Annotated in this window: 14 protein-coding genes; 6 read left to right on the top strand and 8 right to left on the bottom strand. The window is 67.7% G+C overall.

Going from position 1 to position 16,474, the window contains the following annotated elements:
• Together H0488_RS06415 and H0488_RS06410 are read left to right on the top strand one after the other, a co-directional pair.
• Positions 1-394, top strand: a 394-nt coding sequence (locus tag H0488_RS06415) for a low molecular weight phosphatase family protein (protein ID WP_512698536.1), incomplete at its 5' end; no start/stop codon positions are given.
• On the top strand, positions 391-1,422 hold the full coding sequence (locus H0488_RS06410) for a sulfite exporter TauE/SafE family protein (protein ID WP_183098455.1): 1,032 nt from the start codon (positions 391-393) through the stop codon (positions 1,420-1,422). The genes H0488_RS06415 and H0488_RS06410, both read left to right, overlap by 4 nt.
• A gap of 34 nt (positions 1,423-1,456) precedes the next feature.
• On the opposite strand, the gene H0488_RS06405 is transcribed toward H0488_RS06410, so the two are convergent.
• Positions 1,457-2,641: a nucleotide sugar dehydrogenase gene (locus H0488_RS06405; protein ID WP_183098454.1), complete on the bottom strand. Its 1,185-nt coding sequence runs from the start codon at positions 2,639-2,641 to the stop codon at positions 1,457-1,459.
• Positions 2,642-2,810: 169 nt separating this feature from the next.
• Between H0488_RS06405 and H0488_RS06400 the strand changes: the two genes are divergently transcribed.
• Positions 2,811-4,523 carry an RCC1 domain-containing protein gene (locus H0488_RS06400; RefSeq protein ID WP_183098453.1) on the top strand — a complete coding sequence of 571 codons (1,713 nt, stop codon included), beginning with the start codon at positions 2,811-2,813 and terminating at the stop codon, positions 4,521-4,523.
• On the opposite strand, the gene H0488_RS06395 is transcribed toward H0488_RS06400, so the two are convergent.
• Positions 4,507-5,340, bottom strand: coding sequence for a DUF4143 domain-containing protein (locus H0488_RS06395; protein WP_183098452.1), 834 nt, complete (start codon positions 5,338-5,340; stop codon positions 4,507-4,509). The genes H0488_RS06400 and H0488_RS06395 overlap by 17 nt on opposite strands.
• 99 nt (positions 5,341-5,439) lie before the next feature.
• Between H0488_RS06395 and cysD the strand changes: the two genes are divergently transcribed.
• The 3 genes from cysD (at position 5,440) to rfbA (ending at position 8,629) form a co-directional block, all read left to right on the top strand.
• The gene (gene cysD, locus H0488_RS06390) at positions 5,440-6,354 is read left to right on the top strand and encodes a sulfate adenylyltransferase subunit CysD (protein ID WP_183098451.1); all 915 of its coding nucleotides are present in this window, start codon (positions 5,440-5,442) and stop codon (positions 6,352-6,354) included.
• On the top strand, positions 6,354-7,613 hold the full coding sequence (locus H0488_RS06385) for a sulfate adenylyltransferase subunit 1 (RefSeq protein ID WP_220794260.1): 1,260 nt from the start codon (positions 6,354-6,356) through the stop codon (positions 7,611-7,613). Before cysD ends, H0488_RS06385 begins: the two co-directional genes overlap by 1 nt.
• Positions 7,614-7,738: 125 nt before the next feature.
• Positions 7,739-8,629, top strand: a complete 891-nt coding sequence (gene rfbA, locus H0488_RS06380) for a glucose-1-phosphate thymidylyltransferase RfbA (RefSeq protein WP_183098450.1) — start codon at positions 7,739-7,741, stop codon at positions 8,627-8,629.
• A 44-nt stretch (positions 8,630-8,673) separates the two neighbouring features.
• On the opposite strand, the gene H0488_RS06375 is transcribed toward rfbA, so the two are convergent.
• The 6 genes from H0488_RS06375 to H0488_RS06350 form a co-directional block, all read right to left on the bottom strand.
• A complete protein-coding gene (locus H0488_RS06375; RefSeq protein ID WP_220794259.1) occupies positions 8,674-9,351 on the bottom strand; it encodes a CmcI family methyltransferase in 678 nt (225 codons plus the stop codon).
• On the bottom strand, positions 9,348-10,229 hold the full coding sequence (locus H0488_RS06370; protein ID WP_183098449.1) for a glycosyltransferase family 2 protein: 882 nt from the start codon (positions 10,227-10,229) through the stop codon (positions 9,348-9,350). Before H0488_RS06370 ends, H0488_RS06375 begins: the two co-directional genes overlap by 4 nt.
• Complete coding sequence (locus tag H0488_RS06365) at positions 10,226-11,497, bottom strand: methyltransferase domain-containing protein (protein WP_220794258.1); 1,272 nt, start codon at positions 11,495-11,497, stop codon at positions 10,226-10,228. The genes H0488_RS06370 and H0488_RS06365 overlap by 4 nt, the downstream gene beginning before the upstream one ends.
• A 129-nt stretch (positions 11,498-11,626) precedes the next feature.
• Complete coding sequence (locus tag H0488_RS06360) at positions 11,627-11,971, bottom strand: hypothetical protein (protein ID WP_183098447.1); 345 nt, start codon at positions 11,969-11,971, stop codon at positions 11,627-11,629.
• A gap of 58 nt (positions 11,972-12,029) precedes the next feature.
• On the bottom strand, positions 12,030-15,329 hold the full coding sequence (locus H0488_RS24950) for a glycosyltransferase (protein ID WP_183098446.1): 3,300 nt from the start codon (positions 15,327-15,329) through the stop codon (positions 12,030-12,032).
• 236 nt (positions 15,330-15,565) lie between these two features.
• Positions 15,566-16,393 carry a sulfotransferase family 2 domain-containing protein gene (locus H0488_RS06350; RefSeq protein WP_183098445.1) on the bottom strand — a complete coding sequence of 276 codons (828 nt, stop codon included), beginning with the start codon at positions 16,391-16,393 and terminating at the stop codon, positions 15,566-15,568.
• Positions 16,394-16,474 lie beyond the last annotated feature (81 nt).

The following is a 16,474-nucleotide window of genomic DNA, read 5'->3' as shown; positions in this document are numbered from 1 at the left end:
GGCGGCCCTGGCCCGCCGCGGGTCCAGCAACGAGCCGATCGCGGCCTTCCGCAGCCGGCGGCTGACCCGGGAGCTCGTGGAGGCGGCCGACCTGGTGCTGACCGCTGAGACCAGCCACCGGGAGTTCGTGCTCGAGGAGGCTCCGGGCGCGTTCCGGAAGGTCTTCACCCTGGGCCAGTTCGCCGAGTCGGTCTCCCGGATCGACCAGTCCCTGGTCGGCCGCGAGCTGATCGCGTTCGCCGGTCACCGGCGGGCCGGCTCGAGCGCCGCGCACGAGGTCAGCGACCCGTTCAACCGCGGTCGCGCTGCTTCCGAGCAGTGCGCCGACCAGATCGATGGCCTCCTGCGCGTCGTCATGCCCCGACTGACGGGCTCCGGAAGGATCACCCCATGAGTGAGCTGCTCACCCTCACGGCGCTCTCGATCGTCGCCGCCGGCTTCTTCGTCGGCGTCGTCGTCGGCCTGACCGGGATGGGTGGCGGGGCCCTGATGACGCCCGCGTTGATCTTCCTCGGCGTCGGCCACACCGCCTCGATCGTCACCGCCGACCTGACGGCCGCGGCCGTCTACAAGACCGGCGGCGCGCTCACCCACGCCAAGGAGGGATCACCGAACCTCCGGCTCGCCGCCTGGCTGATCGCCGGGTCGGTGCCGATGGCGTTCGTGGGGCCCTACCTCGTCGACGGGCTCACCGACGACCCCGCCCAGCTCGAGAAGACGCTCAAGCTCTGCATCGGCATCGCCCTGCTGTTCGCCGCGTCGACCTACGCCCTGCGGCTCTACATCAACCTGCGCCGGGTGCGCAGCGGCGCCGCGACCCCGGAGGAGAACCCCCGGATCCGCCCGGTGCCGACCCTGCTGGTCGGCATGCTCGGCGGCCTGCTGGTCGGCATCACCAGCGTCGGCTCGGGCTCGGTGATCATGATCGCGCTGCTGATGCTCTACCCCGGGCTCTCGGCGGTGAAGCTGGTCGGCACCGACCTCGTCCAGGCGGTGCCGCTCGTGCTGAGCGCCGCCGTCGCCAACATCTTGATCCACGGCCTCGACTGGGCGCTCCTCATCCCGCTGGTGGTCGGCTCGGTCCCCGGGACGATCATCGGCAGCCGGATCGCCCCACGGGTGCCGCAGTCCTACATCCGCCGCGGCATCGTGGTGGTGCTGACCATGTCGGGCGTCGCACTGCTCTTCAAGGCCGGACTGCACCCCTTCGGCGAGGGTCACGACACACTCGAGGCGATCGTGGTCGCCGGCGTCGGTGTCGCCATGCTCGTCCTGGTCCCGGTCGTGTGGGGCATGCTCCGCAAGCAGCACGGCCTGCCCATGTTCGGCGCCCCCACCGTCGCCGAGCTGGAGAAGCTGCCCGGCGACCGCCGACCCCGGAAGAACGCGGCTCGCAAGGCGCCGAGCGGCCGCAACCCCTGATTGCGTCGACTGCGACGCGCTCGCGCAGATGTGGCTAGTCGCGGCCGTAGATGTCGCGCGTGTAGACCTTCTCCGCGACATCGGCGAGGACATCGGTACGCCGGTTGGCGATGATGACGTCCGCCCGCGACTTGAACTCGTCGAGGTCGCGCACCACCGCTGAGTTGTAGAAGGAGTCCTCGTCGAGCTCCGGCTCGTAGATGATCACCTCGATGCCCTTGGCCTTGATCCGTTTCATCACTCCTTGGACCGAGGACATCCGGAAGTTGTCGGATCCGGACTTCATGATCAGCCGGTAGACGCCGACCACTGCGGGCTTGCGGCGCAGGATGTCGGCCGCGACGAAGTCCTTGCGCGTGGTGTTGGCCTCGACGATGGCGCTGATCAGGTTCTGCGGGACCTCGCGGTAGTTGGCCTGCAGCTGCCGGGTGTCCTTCGGCAGGCAGTAGCCGCCGTACCCGAACGACGGGTTGTTGTAGTGGTCGCCGATCCGGGGATCGAGGCCGACCCCCTCGATGATCTGCTTGGTGTCGAGGCCGTGCGTGGCGGCGTACGTGTCGAGCTCGTTGAAGTAGGCGACCCGCAATGCGAGGTAGGTGTTGGCGAACAGCTTGATCGCCTCCGCCTCCGACGGTTCGGTGACCAGCACCGGTACGTCGTCGTCGAGTGCGCCGGCCGCGAGCAGCTCTGCGAACCGCTTGCCCAGAGCGAGCGCGGCGCCGGAACGGGCCGAGGCGCCGATCACGATCCGTGAGGGGTGCAGGTTGTCGAAGAGCGCCCGGCCCTCGCGCAGGAACTCCGGCGAGAAGATGATCGTCGCGCCGGGATGCTCGCGGCGCATCCGCTCGGTGAAGCCCACCGGCACCGTCGACTTGATCACGACCGGGGTGTCCCGGTCGACGTCGAGCACCTGGCTGATCACCTTCTCGACGGTCGAGGTGTCGAAGAAGTGGGTGCGGGAGTCGTAGTCGGTCGGCGTCGCCACGACCACGAAGTCGGCGCCGGCGTAGGCCAGCTCGTGGTCGAGCGTCGCCTTCAGGTCGAGCGGACGGGTCTGGAGGTAGTCCTCGAGCTCCGGGTCCTCGATGGGTGACACGCGCTCGTTGACGAGGTCGACCCGCGCCGGGTCGATGTCGACGGCGACCACCTCGTGGTGCTGCGCCAGGATCACGGCGTTCGAGAGACCGACGTACCCCGTGCCGACGATGGCGATCTTCATGCCTCGACGGTGTCCGACCGATCTGTCCGGCCGAGGGCCCGCAGGCGAACGAGGGCTGCACACTTGCCGACGCAGATCATCCGCTCGACGGACGCGCCCGGCGCGGGATTGATCTAGCGTGACGAGTGGCGACGGCGCCGTCGGGGCGCGGTGGCCGAAGGGGCACAGCATGTCCGTACGTCGTGGTCTCGCGCTTCTGCTCACGGTGCCGTGCAGCGTCCTGCTGCTCGTCGCTCCTGCCCTGGTGACTCCTCCGGCGGGCGCGGACGAGCGTGCCCTCTCCGCGACGGCACCCGAGGTGGTCGCCGCCAGCATCGGCGCCGGCTTCGCGCACGCGTGCGGGCTGCGGGCCGACAGCACCGTGGCCTGCTGGGGTCACAACGGTTTCGGCCAGGCCGCCCCACCTGCCGGCACGTTCACCGCGGTCAGCGCCGGCGGCATCCACACCTGCGGGCTCCGCACCAGCGGCACGGTCAGGTGCTGGGGCGACAACACGTTCGGCCAGCTCAACGCCCCGGCAGGGACCTTCACCGAGGTGTCCGTCGGCACCGACCACACCTGTGGCGTCCGCACCAACCACGCGGTCGCGTGCTGGGGGTACAACAACAACGGCCAGGCGACCCCGGCCTCCGGTGTCTTCGCCTCGGTCAGCGCAGGCGCCCACCACACCTGCGGGGTGCGCTTCACCGGCGCCATCAGCTGCTGGGGCTCCAACTCGTCCGGCCAATCCTCCCCGCCGGCCGGCCCGTTCACCAGCGTCGCGTCCGGCGGGAGCCACACGTGCGGCCTTCGGGTCGGCGGAACCGTGGCCTGCTGGGGCGCGAACGGCGACGGCCAGACAGCCGCGCCGGCCGGGACGTTCACGAGCCTGACCGCCGGCGACAGCCACAGCTGCGGCATCGTGAGCACCGGCGTCGTGACCTGCTGGGGTCTCGACGACTTCGGTCAGTCGAGCGCGCCGCTCGGCACCTTCACCGCCATCAGCGCCGGGGAGTACTTCACCTGCGCCGTGCGGTCCAGCGGGATCCCGGCCTGCTGGGGCAACAACAGCGACGGTCAGGTCGGAAGCGCGTTCGACGACGTCCTGGGCCGGGCGGGGATCAGCGCTGGGGCGGCCAGCACCTGCGGCCTCCAGGCCAACGGGACGGTGGTGTGCTGGGGCACCGAGGCCATCGTGAGCGGCGTGGCGGGTGCCCGGTCGACGATGGTCAGCGTCGGCGGGTCGCACGCGTGCGCGCTGCGGACCAGCGGCACCGCCCGCTGCTGGGGCGGCAACGCCGACGGGCAGACCACCGCCCCTGCGGTGGTGCTCACCAGCCTGAGCGCCGGCGCCAACCACACCTGTGGCGTCCGGATCACGAGCGCCGTCATCTGCTGGGGCCGCAACAGCAACGGCCAGGCCACCCCGCCGGCCGGCACCTTCGCCACCGTCGCCGCTGGTGGTGCGCACACCTGCGCGCTGCGGATCAGCAGGTCGGTGGCCTGCTGGGGCGACAACAGCTCCGGCCAGAGCGCCCCGCCGGTCGGCGTCTTCGACGCCGTCGCCACCGGGTCCGCGTTCAGCTGCGCGCTCCGCACCAACGGCCTCCTGGTCTGCTGGGGCAACAACGCCGCCGGCCAGACCGACGTCCCGATCGGCATCACCTTCACCAGCCTCACCGCCGGCAACAACCACGCCTGCGCCCTCGCCTCCGACGGCACGGTCGAGTGCTGGGGCGCCGGGAGCTGGGGCAAGGCCTCCCCGCCGCCGGGCAAGTTCGTCGCCGTCGAAGCGGGTACCGACCACACCTGTGGCGTCCGCCCGTCCGGCAGGGTGGTGTGTTGGGGCCGCAACCAGGCCGGTCAGGCGAGCGTGCCGGCCTGGTTCAACCAGCTCGGCTGAGGACGTCCTGCAACGGGCGAGGCTGCTGGACCGCGTCCCAGTCCCACAGCGACGAGATCGGCAGGCCCCACATGCCGGGCCGGTACTTGAACCCGACGGGCGCCGTGTTGAGCACGATCCCGCCACGGAACTGCGATCCCGCGCGGGTGGCCAGCGCCTCGAGCGCGCGGAACTGGTGGGGGCGGTAGCCGGCCGCCGTCCGGACCTCGACCCCGTAGACGGTGTCGTCCGGGAGCTCGATGAGGAGATCGACCTCCAGGCCGTTGCGCTCCCGCAGGTGGCCGAGCCGGTAGTCCACCGCACTGGTCTCCCGCTGCCGCAGCAGCTCGAGGAGGGCAACGCTCTTCAGCAGCGGCGCGAGCCGTCGGCGGCCGTCGAGCTCGGCGAGCTGTCGAGCGCTCACCCCGTTCAGGTGCCGGGCGACGGCCGGGTCCTCGAAGAGGACCAGCGGACGTCCGACCGCCCGCTTCGCCACCGAGGCCCGCGTCCCGGGCAGCAGCCGGACCACGCCCAGGCGTTCGACGACGTCGACGTACGGCGCGATCGTGGTGGCCGGGATCCCGGAGGCCTTCGCCAGCGCCGCCTTGTTGAGCTCGGCCGACGGCGGCCGCGCCATCGCCGTGATCAGCGCGAGCAACCGGGCGGGGTCGAGCCGGCGGAGGGACCGCGCGGCGCCGTACGCCAGCTGGTGCAGCTCCTCGTCGATCCCGTCCTCGCGAGCCATGAGCGCGACGTACTCCGCCACTCCCCACCGGGAGTGGACCTCCTCCGGCACCGAGGCGCGCGACCCGAGGCGGGCGACGAAGTCGGCGGTCACAGGGAGCAGCGTAGGTCCGGAACGGCCAAACTCGTAGATTTGTCTACACGCATCTCGCCGATGTCACCTTGGCAGGCTGCGCATGGCACGATGCTCGGCATGTCCCAGACCCACGTTGACTACCGGTTGAGCCAGCTCGACCAACTGGAAGCCGAGTCGATCCACATCTTCCGCGAGGTCGCGGCCGAGTTCGAGAAGCCCGTCCTGATGTTCTCGGGCGGCAAGGACTCCATCGTCATGATGCGCCTCGCCGAGAAGGCCTTCTACCCGGCGAAGATCCCGTTCCCGGTCCTGCAGGTCGACACCGGCTACGACTTCCCCGAGGTGCTCGCCACCCGCGACAACTGGGTGAACCGGCTCGGCGTCCGCCTGATCGTCGCCAGCGTCGAGCAGGCGCTCGCCGACGGCATCGTCGTCGACGACGGCAAGACCAGCCGCAACCGGCACCAGATCGGCACCCTCCTCAACGCCATCGAGGAGAACGGCTTCACCGCCGCGTTCGGCGGTGGCCGGCGCGACGAGGAGAAGGCGCGCGCCAAGGAGCGGGTCTACTCCCACCGCGACGAGTTCGGCCAGTGGGACCCGAAGATGCAGCGCCCCGAGCTCTGGAGCCTCTACAACGGCCGGATCCACGAGGGCGAGCACATGCGGATCTTCCCGATCTCCAACTGGACCGAGCTGGACATCTGGGACTACATCGGTCGCGAGGGCATCGAGATCCCCTCGATCTACTTCTCCCACCAGCGCCGCGTCTTCGAGCGCGACGGGATGCTGCTGAGCGAGAGCGAGCACAACCCGTGCCGCGAGGGCGAGGTCGCCGAGGAGCGCACCGTCCGCTTCCGCACCGTGGGCGACCTGACCCTCACCGGTTGCGTCGAGAGCACCGCCAGCACCATCGACGAGATCATTGCCGAGGTCGCCGTGGCCCGGGTCACCGAGCGTGGCGCGACCCGCGGTGACGACCGCTTCTCCGAAGCAGCCATGGAAGACCGCAAGAAGGAAGGCTACTTCTGATGAGCACGACCAACATGGACCTCCTCCGGTTCGCGACCGCGGGCTCCGTCGACGACGGCAAGTCCACCCTCATCGGCCGGCTGCTGCTGGACTCGAAGTCGATCTTCGAGGACCAGCTCGAGGCCGTGGAGGCCACCAGCGACGCCAAGGGCTACGACTACACCGACCTGGCGCTGCTGACCGACGGCCTGCGCTCGGAGCGGGAGCAGGGCATCACCATCGATGTCGCCTACCGCTACTTCGCCACGCCCACCCGCAAGTTCATCATCGCCGACACCCCGGGCCACGTGCAGTACACCCGCAACATGGTCACCGGCGCCTCGACCGCCGACCTCGGCCTGGTGCTCGTCGACGCTCGCCAGGGCCTCACCGAGCAGTCCCGCCGGCACGCGGTGATCCTCTCGCTGCTGCGCGTCCCCCACCTCGTGCTCGCGGTCAACAAGATGGACCTGGTCGACTTCTCCGAGGAGATCTACGAGAAGATCCACGCCGAGTTCACCCAGTTCGCCACCAAGCTGAACATCCCCGACCTCGAGGTCATCCCGATCTCGGCGCTCAACGGCGACAACGTCGTGAACCGCTCCGAGAACATGGACTGGTACTCCGGTCCCACCCTGATGCACCACCTCGAGCACGTCCACGTGGCCTCCGACCGCGACCTGATCGACGCCCGGTTCCCGGTGCAGTACGTCATCCGGCCGAAGTCCGACGAGTTCCACGACTACCGCGGCTACGCGGGCCAGGTCGCGGGCGGCGTGCTGAAGCCCGGCGACGAGGTCGTCGTCCTGCCCTCCGGCATGACCTCGCGGATCTCGAAGATCGACCTGTTCGACAAGGAGATCACCGAGGCGTTCCCGCCGATGTCGGTGACCGTCCACCTCGAGGACGACGTCGACGTGTCGCGGGGCGACATGATCGCCCGGGTCAAGAACGCGCCCGAGCCGCGTCAGGACATCGACGCGATGGTCTGCTGGATGACGACGACGCCGCTCAAGCCGCGGCAGAAGCTCGCCATCAAGCACACCACCCGCACCGGCCGCGCCCTGGTGAAGGACATCCAGTACCGACTGGACGTCAACACCCTGCACCGCGACCAGGAGACCAAGGAGCTCGGCGTCAACGAGATCGGCCGAGTCCAGCTGCGCACCACCGTGCCGCTGCTGAGCGACGCCTACGCCAAGAACCGCGCCACCGGCTCGTTCATCCTGATCGACGAGGCGTCCGGCGTGACCGTCGGCGCCGGGATGATCCTCGGCTGACGACCGCCGAACCAGACGAGAGCCCCGCGCCCCCGGCGCGGGGCTCTCGGCGTCTCCTGCCCAGCCGAAAGCCGGACTGCCCCGCTTGACCGGCTGAATAGTTCGCACCTAATAGTGTCAGGCCCATGCGCGGCATCATCCTGGCCGGCGGGACAGGCTCCCGCTTGCACCCGGTCACCACCGGGGTGAGCAAACAATTGCTGCCGGTCTACGACAAGCCGATGATCTATTACCCTCTCTCCACTCTGATGCTGGCGGGCATCCGCGACATCCTGGTGATCACCACCCCGCACGACGCGGCAGCGTTCCAGCGGGTGCTGGGCGACGGTTCCGGGTTGGGCGTCAACATCAGCTACACCCAGCAACCGTCGCCTGACGGCCTTGCACAGGCCTTCATCCTCGGCGCGGATCACCTCGACGGCGGGGCCGCCGCGCTGGTCCTGGGCGACAACCTGTTCTACGGCGCTGGCCTGGGCAGTCAGCTCGAACGCTTCGAGACGGTCGACGGCGGCCTCATCTTCGCCTACCAAGTGGCCAATCCCGTCGACTACGGCGTGGTTGAGTTCGATGCAGCAGGAAGGGCGATCTCTCTGGAGGAGAAGCCCGCGCAGCCGAAGAGCAGCTTCGCGGTGCCCGGCCTGTACTTCTACAGCGACGACGTCGTCGACCTTGCCAGGAGCTTGAAGCCGTCGGCCCGGGGGGAGCTCGAGATCACCGATCTCAATCGGCTCTACCTCGAGCAGGGCCGGCTCCACGTCGAGGTGCTGCGCCGGGGGACGGCCTGGCTCGACACCGGCACGTTCGACTCGCTCAGCGCGGCCGGTGAGTTCATCCGCACCGTGGAGCACCGACAGGGCCTCAAGATCGGCTGCCCGGAGGAGATCGCCTGGCGTCAAGGCTGGCTCTCCGACGCTGACCTCGCCCAACGTGCTGAGCCTCTCCGCAAGAGCGGGTACGGCGAGTACCTCCTTCGTCTGATCTCCCTCGGAGCAGTCGAGAGCGGTTCACACTTCTGACGGGGCGCGCCCTTGGAGTGACTTCTCGCCGACGACCCGTCGGATCATCGCCTCCGGAGCCACCCGTTAGGGTTGTACGTCGCGTTGCGCCCGAACCGGTCGCACAGGTCGGCGTCGATCTCGTAATCAGGCCCGTGCACAGCGAGAAAGTCGGCGACGGCACGGTTCGGGCCGTTCTCGTAACGGCGGTATTGCTCACCGGACAACTGATTCACCACGCCATCCTCGACCACGATGTAGTCGCCGGTTTCCAGCACGGGATGGAAGAACTCGAGCACGGCTGTGCTCTCGGCGTACATGTGGCTGCTGTCCTCGACAACCAGCAAGGGATGACGTAGGGCTTCGAGAAGGTCGAGCGGCAGCACTGCGTCGAGTCGCTTGGCGTCGCCCGTGATGAAGGTGATGCGGGGGTCCACCACCTCGCTGAGGGGCTCGATGTCGATCGACAGCACGCGGGGAGAGTGGATCCCTTGAGCCGTCATCATGTCGGCGAACCACAGGGCGCTGCCCCCGAACTTCGTTCCGATCTCGATCACGGTGCGCGGGGCGAGGGCTCCCAGCAGCTCCAGATAGAGGGAGATGTCGAACGGGCTCTTGTAGAACGGCACACTGCGGTAGGTCGTCCGCATGGTTCCGTGCTGGATGCGATCGAGGACCTGCGCGGGGATCGCGGACTCGAACGCCCGGTCACCCACCGGTGCGGCCCGCATGTCGTTGCTCACGAGGTCATCCCATCCGTGAGGATGCGGTGAGTGGTGACCCTGCCGATCATGAGCGGGCGTCCGGTGGGGCGCTCATAGCCCCGTCCACGGATGGCGACGTACTCCTGGTGGAACGCTGGCCACTGCGGCGTCGTGGAGTTCGTGGCGACCCCACCGTGCACCTGGTGGAAGGTGGCCTCTCCGAGCAGCAGGATGACCTGTCCGCCGGGGTCCGCGCAGGCGCGTGCCCACGTGTCCAGGTTGACCAACCCGCCGCCCGGCGAGAGGAACGCCGGGTCGTAGCCACCGAGGTCGCGCCATTGCTCGCGGGTCAGGAAAATCGCATTCGTCTCGGCCGGAATGGTGAACCAGCCGTCGGCAGAGGAGTGAGCCAGGGTGGCGATGTCGAAGAGACGGTATCCGTCCCGCTCCCAATCCACCGAGTCAAGCAATCGGTCCTCCGCCTGCCGGTCGTATCCCTGCGCGATGCTGACCGACTGCACCTCGGGGCCGAGATGGTAGGCGATCGTGCCGATGACCGGACGGTGGTGCACCCGACCGGCTTCGATCGCGGTGGCGAGGAGGCGCGGACTCGCCATTCGGGCGCCGTCGATGCACACGCCCACGAGGTCGCCTTGCGCCCTGTCGAGCCCCAGATTGATGGCAGCCACTGGTGACGGCGTGGCGTCCGTCATCCGGAGAACGATGATGTTCGTTCCGAGCGCCGTGAGCGCATCGGAATCCCACGATTGGGTGGAACCGTTGTCGACGACGATCACTTCGTAGTCTGCGCTCGAGATGTCCCGCTGGTAGTCCGGGGCGAGGGTGCGGATCGTTCGCGGAAGTTCTCGGGCCATGTTGTAGCCGACCACCACTACCGAGAGCGCAGGCGCAGTCACGACGACCCAGCCGACTTCTGCAGTGTGCGTAGCCGGGCGATCAATTGAGGACGCGGCAGGGAGCGATCGGCGCACAATCTGAGCGCCTCGGTCACGACGGATGAGGACGGCGGCAAGACACCAGTCCGCGCCAGCCGCTCGGCAGGGGGCTCCATGTCCTCGCCGAACCGGCGGACGATCGGGTTGTACAACTCCCACAGCCTGCGGTTTGTCTGGTTCGCCCCTGCGACCAGGAGCAGGCCGGTCGGGTGCGTATCCACGGGGAGCAGCACGAGGTCGGGCCGGTACTCCTCGAGGATCGCGTGCAACTTCCAGACGTCGCCGGTCCAAGCCTGAGTGCGCCGCTGCCGTTCTGCCTGGGCGGGATGACCGGGGAAGATGTCGTCAATCACGATCAGCCCACCAGGTCGAGTTCGCCGCTCGACGTTCATGAAGTCGCGAAGCGCGTACTCGAAGTGATGCATGCCGTCGATGAACGCGAGTTCCACTGGCTCGGGCAGGGCATCTTCGGCGGCCGACGCGAAGAACTCATCACTCGTCATCGACCATACCGTCGTCGTCGGCGGCAGTTCGACGCGGACATCGGGATCGGGGTCGACTCCGATCGCCGTCCCGGTCGCTAGAGCCAAGCTCCGTCCGTGGCGGACGCCGATCTCCAGATAGAGCCGGGGACTCATCGCGTCATGCAGGTGCTGAAGTACCTCCAAATAGGACTCGGCGCCCCGCGTTGCCTCCTCGGCCTCGGTTGCCCGGAGGACATCGACGGGCGCGGTCGACGGCTTGACCGGAACCGGCACAGGCAGGTCGAGCGGCTCTTTCGAGAAGACGCCCACAAGGTCGTTCCACGGTCCCCGCTCGTCGTGGAACACTTCGATGGCCTGACAGCCGGTCCACTTCGCGAGGGCGTGGTAGGCGTCCGGGTAGAAGCGGTAGCAGTCAACCGGGTAGCGGTGGATCGGGCCGGCCGAGGGTGCGATGAGAATCAGCAGTCCCGTCGGCTTGAGCACCCGGACCATCTCGGCGAAGGTCAGCCAGAAGAACTCGCAGTGCTCGAGCATCTGACCGGACAAGACGACGTCGACCGAATCATCCTGCAACGGCAGCACATACGGATCGTCCAGCACGATGTCGACGCCTTCGCCGGGTTCGATGTCGACCGTGCGGTACTCATAGCGCGAGTCGGCGAAGATCGGCCGGTATCCTCCGTTGACGTCGGCCCCCCCGACGTCGAGGACCTGGACGGGATCTGCATCCGCGAACGCAGGCACCACGTAACGGTCGTGACATCTCTGCATGTTCTCCCGGGACGAAGCGTGCACGGGGTCATCCTGTCGCTCGTTGCGGACGGGGTAGCCGGGACCAGGTGATGCAACTCGTCACCCTCGGCTCGGCAGGATTCAGGCCCGTGGATCCGTCCCGTACCGCTGCTTGAGGGTCCGGAATCCTTCGCGACGGCGCAGCAGAGGGCCGATGGGTGAGCGGTCGACCCGGTTCACCAGCCAGTGCATATCGTCCAGCGCCTGGGCCTCCAACTTCCGAGTCCGGCGCATCTTGGGGGTCGTAGCCTCATCGTCCGGCGCCGCGGCGGTCCCACCTGCTGCCTGAAGCTCCTTGACGCGAGAGCGCGCCGCGCGCAGCTGCCGCCGGACGTTGGCAAGCTCGGCCCTGAGGTGACGGAGCTCATTGGTCAGTAGTGCGTTCTCCAGCCGAAGATCGGCTTGGCCAGCAGGCGGCTTGCTCACTGATCTGCTCTCCTATAGTCGCTGTCGCGGTGGGACATCGTAGGTCGTGCACGACCGGTCACGATCGGACGCCGTACAGCCCCACGAGTTCGAAGGCACGGCGCATCTTCTCCCGACCTTCTGCGAACGAATAGTTGTCCCGCGTGAACCCAGTGGCGCTCTCGCTCATCCGCTGCCAGCTCTCCTTATCGGAGTACAGCCGGACGATGGCATCTACCCACTCGTCAGGATCACGCGCAATGAGGCAATCGACGCCGTCTCGCACTCCGGTGCTTTCGGCAGCCACGGGGGAAAGGATGGATGGGATGCCGTGCGCCAGCGCTCCTAGGACCTTGCCCTTGATCCCTGCTCCAGTCAGCAGAGGTGCGATGAAGATGCGATTGCTGTGGTAGACGGTGTCGACGGTCTCGACATACCCGACGGGGTTCACGACATCGTCGGCCAACTCGCGAAACCGGTCCGGCATAGCGGAGCCATAGATGTTGAACTTCAGATCGGGTAGCTGGATCCGAAGTTCTGGAAGAACCTTCTCGAGGAAGAAGTCCACCGCCTCAGCATTCGGCGGGTGCTGGTACCCGCCGAGGAAGGCAATGCCCTCTCGCTCCTCGAATCCCGGGATCCCCTCTCGCGGCTGCGTCTCCACCACCCAAGGACAGAGCGCGACCGTCGAGGCAGGACCGTTGTGGCTGAGGATCACCGACTGCTCGACCTCGTTGTAGCTGAGCACTAGGTCGACCTGCCGCATAACTTCCAGTTCCTGTTCGCGCACGGCCTCCGCAGACTGCCAGGCATCGGGAGTGCCGGTCAGCTGAGCCAGCCGCATCGCACGGAGGAAATGCAGGTCGACGTTGTTGAACAGGATCTTGGCGCGCGGCGCCAGGGCACGGACATCCGAAAGCACCTGCTGTGCCACCCCGTAGTTCGTGACGTAGACGGCATCGAACTCATGTCCGCGCTTCTCCAGCACCTCACGCACGGACAGCACGAACGGGGAGTACACGGACTCGACCCCCAGCCTGGCGAGGTCGTCGGCGTAGTGGCCCAGGTATGCCGTGTTCATAGGGGCGAAGGTCACCTTGAACCCGAGAGACTGCATCAGGCGGCACTCCTGGACGGAGGCGTATCCACCGGCGTCGCGGTCCGGGCGAGGCATGGAGTGGGCGATGAAGAGGACACGGCCAACAACGCCGCGGTCTTTGGCCAGGTCCGGTTGCTCTCCCTGGACGCCGTTGGCGCGGTACGCCGAGACCCACTTGGCCTTGAACTTGGGGCGGTTGATCTCCTGGAAGCGCTTCAGCCCAGAACTGGCGGTCACGTCCGTGCCGTTCGAGACGCCTTCGAAGTGGTAGACCTGCGAGTGCGGGACGAACCACGTCGAGTAGCCGGCGTCGCGCACCTTGAACGCCAGGTCCGTGTCTTCGAAGTACGCCGGCGCAAACTCCTCACTCAGGCCACCGACCTCGTCCCACACCTTACGAGGCAGCATCAGTGCCGCCCCGGAGAGGTAGTCACACTGCCGAGCGTAGGAATACCGCGGGTCGGCAGGGTTGCCACCGCGGCCGACGTTCCAGGGGTTGCCGGACCCCCAGACGATCCCGCCGGCCTCCTGCAGGCGACCGTCGGGATAGAGCAACTTGGAGCCGGCCATGCCCACGTTCTCGAACCTGTCGAAGGCCGCTACCAGCTCGTCGAGCCAACCCACGGTGGGCTCGGTGTCGTTGTTGAGCAGGACGACGTACTCGCCGCGCGCCTGTTCGACGCCGCGGTTGCAGGCGCCGACGAATCCCTTGGCGGTCTCGTTGCGGCACACGACCACGTTCGAGATGATCTCGCCGATGCGGAGCGTCTCGTCGCTCGATCCGTCGTCGACGACGATCACCTCGAACGAGGCGTCGTTGCCTGCAAGGAGCAGAGCCGCCAGGCAGTGGTAAGTGACGTTGAACTTGTTGTGCACCGGAATGACGACGGAGACCATCGGCTCCGAAACCTCGGGGAAGCTGAGGGACGGGAAGTCGCGGAGCCCTTCGAAACCGGTCTCCAGGATGGCGTGCACCCTGGTCAGTTGCGCCAGGCGTTCGATTTCCTGTCCAGTTGGGCCTCCATCGCTGGCGATCGCGAAACGGTCGATCTGGTCGCGTAGTGCGCGGTAACGGTGGCTTGCCGCCGGTGCCAGGTGAAAGGGCAGCGGTTGGGTGGTGTATGCCTGGATCGACGACCACGGCGTCAACACGCCAGGAAGCACGTCCACGCTCCGCCCCAGCACCTGAGTGCCCGTGCTGTCGCGCACGTCGAGCACATGGGGATTGCCGTCGCAGTACTGCTCGGGCACCACGATGGCCGTACGACGGCTCGCGGCTCCCTTCTTCCCGGTGGCCGCTGGCGCGGTTCCCGCCAGCACGCCGTCGATGTACAGGGTCAGCGCCTCGGGGTACCCGTCGACCGTGAGCCTCACAGCGTTGCCGTTGAAGTCGTCGATCGACACCTTGGCCTCGCCGACGTCGGGCGCGACATACTTCGCGACAGGCATGTCAGGCGCGTCGTCGAGACAGACGACCCATGCCTCTTGCGGGCCAGTTGCCACCCTCAATTCCAGCGGCGCCTCGTACAGGGCGGCGGCGCGGTCGTGATCTGCAGCGGCTCTGGCGAGGAGCGGAACTGCAGCTTCGGGCGGTTGCCAACTGGCGCGCTGACCCGGCCCAGCCACCAAGGAGCCGCCGAAGAAGAACACGAATGCCGTGCCCGTGACAGACGTCCGATCGTCGACCTGACCGATGTAGTCGATATGTACCCGCGCGAACGCGGCGTGAGGCGGCGCGGTGAGGCGAACGACAGCTCTCTGGTAGTTGTTCCACGAGCGGCCACCTCGGAAGCGCGTGGACAGCGGAGTCGACTCCTCGGACAGAAGGCGACCTTGCGGGTCGTATACCGCGAGGCGAAGTCGACCCGACGCCCGGTGGGCGGCGCAGTACACCGACAGTTCGTAGTCCGTTCCCTCGAGCACGGGAAGGTCGGTGCCGAGCATCGGGTCGGCGTACGTCACCGTGACGCTGGAGAGGTCCGGCTCGACGGCTAGCATCCAGGGGCGCTGGCCGTCCACCATCCACTCGGGGTTCGAGTTGCGCGTCAGAGTGGCGCCCGTCACTTCCGGAGCTTGCCACGGTGACTCGGCCGCGCCCGGCGTCTCGGCAGTCAGGAGGTTCATTCCGGCGAGGAAGGACCCGGGATCCTTGGCCGACGGCCGGAACGAAGCCGTGTGCCCATCGTGCTCGAGCGCGAATCGCTCCTGGAAGGAAAGAGCCGCGCTGACAACCAACAACGCGCCGTCCTGTACTCCGACAACCTGGAGCTCGTCCGTCACTGGCTTTCCCCTCGGTAGCGGTGAGACCTGCGGCCGAATCCCCGGGGGGGCCGACCAGGTCGAGACCCGGCACGACTTACCACGGGCCATGACGCGGCAATGCTAGCGCAGCGCGCATCCGCTGCCGCCTTCACGTCCGGGTCGCAGTGCTCGACCCCGTCCAGCCAGGTCGTCACACGATCATGACGCCTCGACACGGTCCGGGATCGCGCCCACGCGCGTACTTCCCATGGTGGTCATTCAGGATCCGAGGGAGTGTCCTGGCCGGCGGCCTTGACGGCCGCCGCATAGAAACGGAGGTCGTCGGCGTTCGCCCGCTCGAGCTCGGCGTAGAGCTCGGCTCCGAGCTCGCTAGCCATCCCGTCCAGGCGCTCGTCGAGCGATAACGCACGATCGCGCGACACGTTGTGCTTGACCGGCCGCAGGTCGATTCCTTCGAAGCCCTCCCGCTCGAGGAACGACTGCAGCTTCTGCAAGGACACCTCGAAGGTCTCGACGAGGCCGACGAACGGCAGTTCCTCAAGAGCCCGCAGGGCACGGGGCAGCTCGTCGTCGGGCTTGGCGGGCGTCATGTCGGCGAAGCGGGCGGTGTGAAAGTTCCGGCATTGGCGGTCTCGGGGAAGTGAGAGCCGCGTCTCAACGTATCCGGCGAGGCTCGTGTGCCTGGCGAGAGTCGAACCGAATCCGAGGTCACCCTGTTTGCGTTCGAAGGAGTAGGCGGACGCGATCCGGTCGAGGGGATGGCGGACGAAGATGACCGGGAGCACCCGGGTGCGCGGCACGACTGGAGGCGGGAGGAGTGCGGTGTGCGAGGAGAAGCACACGGCGTCCGGTGTCTCGCCAATCCAGTCCCTGACAGCACGTCGGTTCTCCCCCGGTTGGGGAGGGAACTCGCGGGTCACCCAACGCCCGGCGAACTGCTCCTGGAACAAGGCGTCCAAGGAGGTGCCCGCATTCTTGAACAGGTGGTAATGGAAGATGACCGCGCGTTCGCTCGGCTCGGCGGCGGCAACAGCCGACCCCGCATGGTCAGCGGACACAATGCTCCTCTGGTCGATCAACATCAAGATCCTTGTGCGCTGGACCGCAAGATGCCCGGGCGCGGTGACCAGTCTTCCACGTGGCTGGGTGGGCGCTGCCGCGGA

Source organism: Nocardioides pelophilus, from assembly GCF_014180685.1.
Taxonomy (GTDB): domain Bacteria; phylum Actinomycetota; class Actinomycetes; order Propionibacteriales; family Nocardioidaceae; genus Nocardioides; species Nocardioides pelophilus.
The sequence above is the reverse complement of the archived record's forward strand: the minus strand, read 5'-3'. Positions and strand labels throughout refer to the sequence as shown.

Coding starts and splice junctions, on each gene's coding strand:
- cysD (WP_183098451.1), top strand. CDS start 5,440: ATGTCCCAGACCCACGTTGACTACCGGTTGAGCCAGCTCGACCAACTG.
- H0488_RS06400 (WP_183098453.1), top strand. CDS start 2,811: ATGTCCGTACGTCGTGGTCTCGCGCTTCTGCTCACGGTGCCGTGCAGC.
- H0488_RS06410 (WP_183098455.1), top strand. CDS start 391: ATGAGTGAGCTGCTCACCCTCACGGCGCTCTCGATCGTCGCCGCCGGC.
- H0488_RS06385 (WP_220794260.1), top strand. CDS start 6,354: ATGAGCACGACCAACATGGACCTCCTCCGGTTCGCGACCGCGGGCTCC.
- H0488_RS06405 (WP_183098454.1), bottom strand. CDS start 2,641: ATGAAGATCGCCATCGTCGGCACGGGGTACGTCGGTCTCTCGAACGCC.
- rfbA (WP_183098450.1), top strand. CDS start 7,739: ATGCGCGGCATCATCCTGGCCGGCGGGACAGGCTCCCGCTTGCACCCG.
- H0488_RS06350 (WP_183098445.1), bottom strand. CDS start 16,393: ATGTTGATCGACCAGAGGAGCATTGTGTCCGCTGACCATGCGGGGTCG.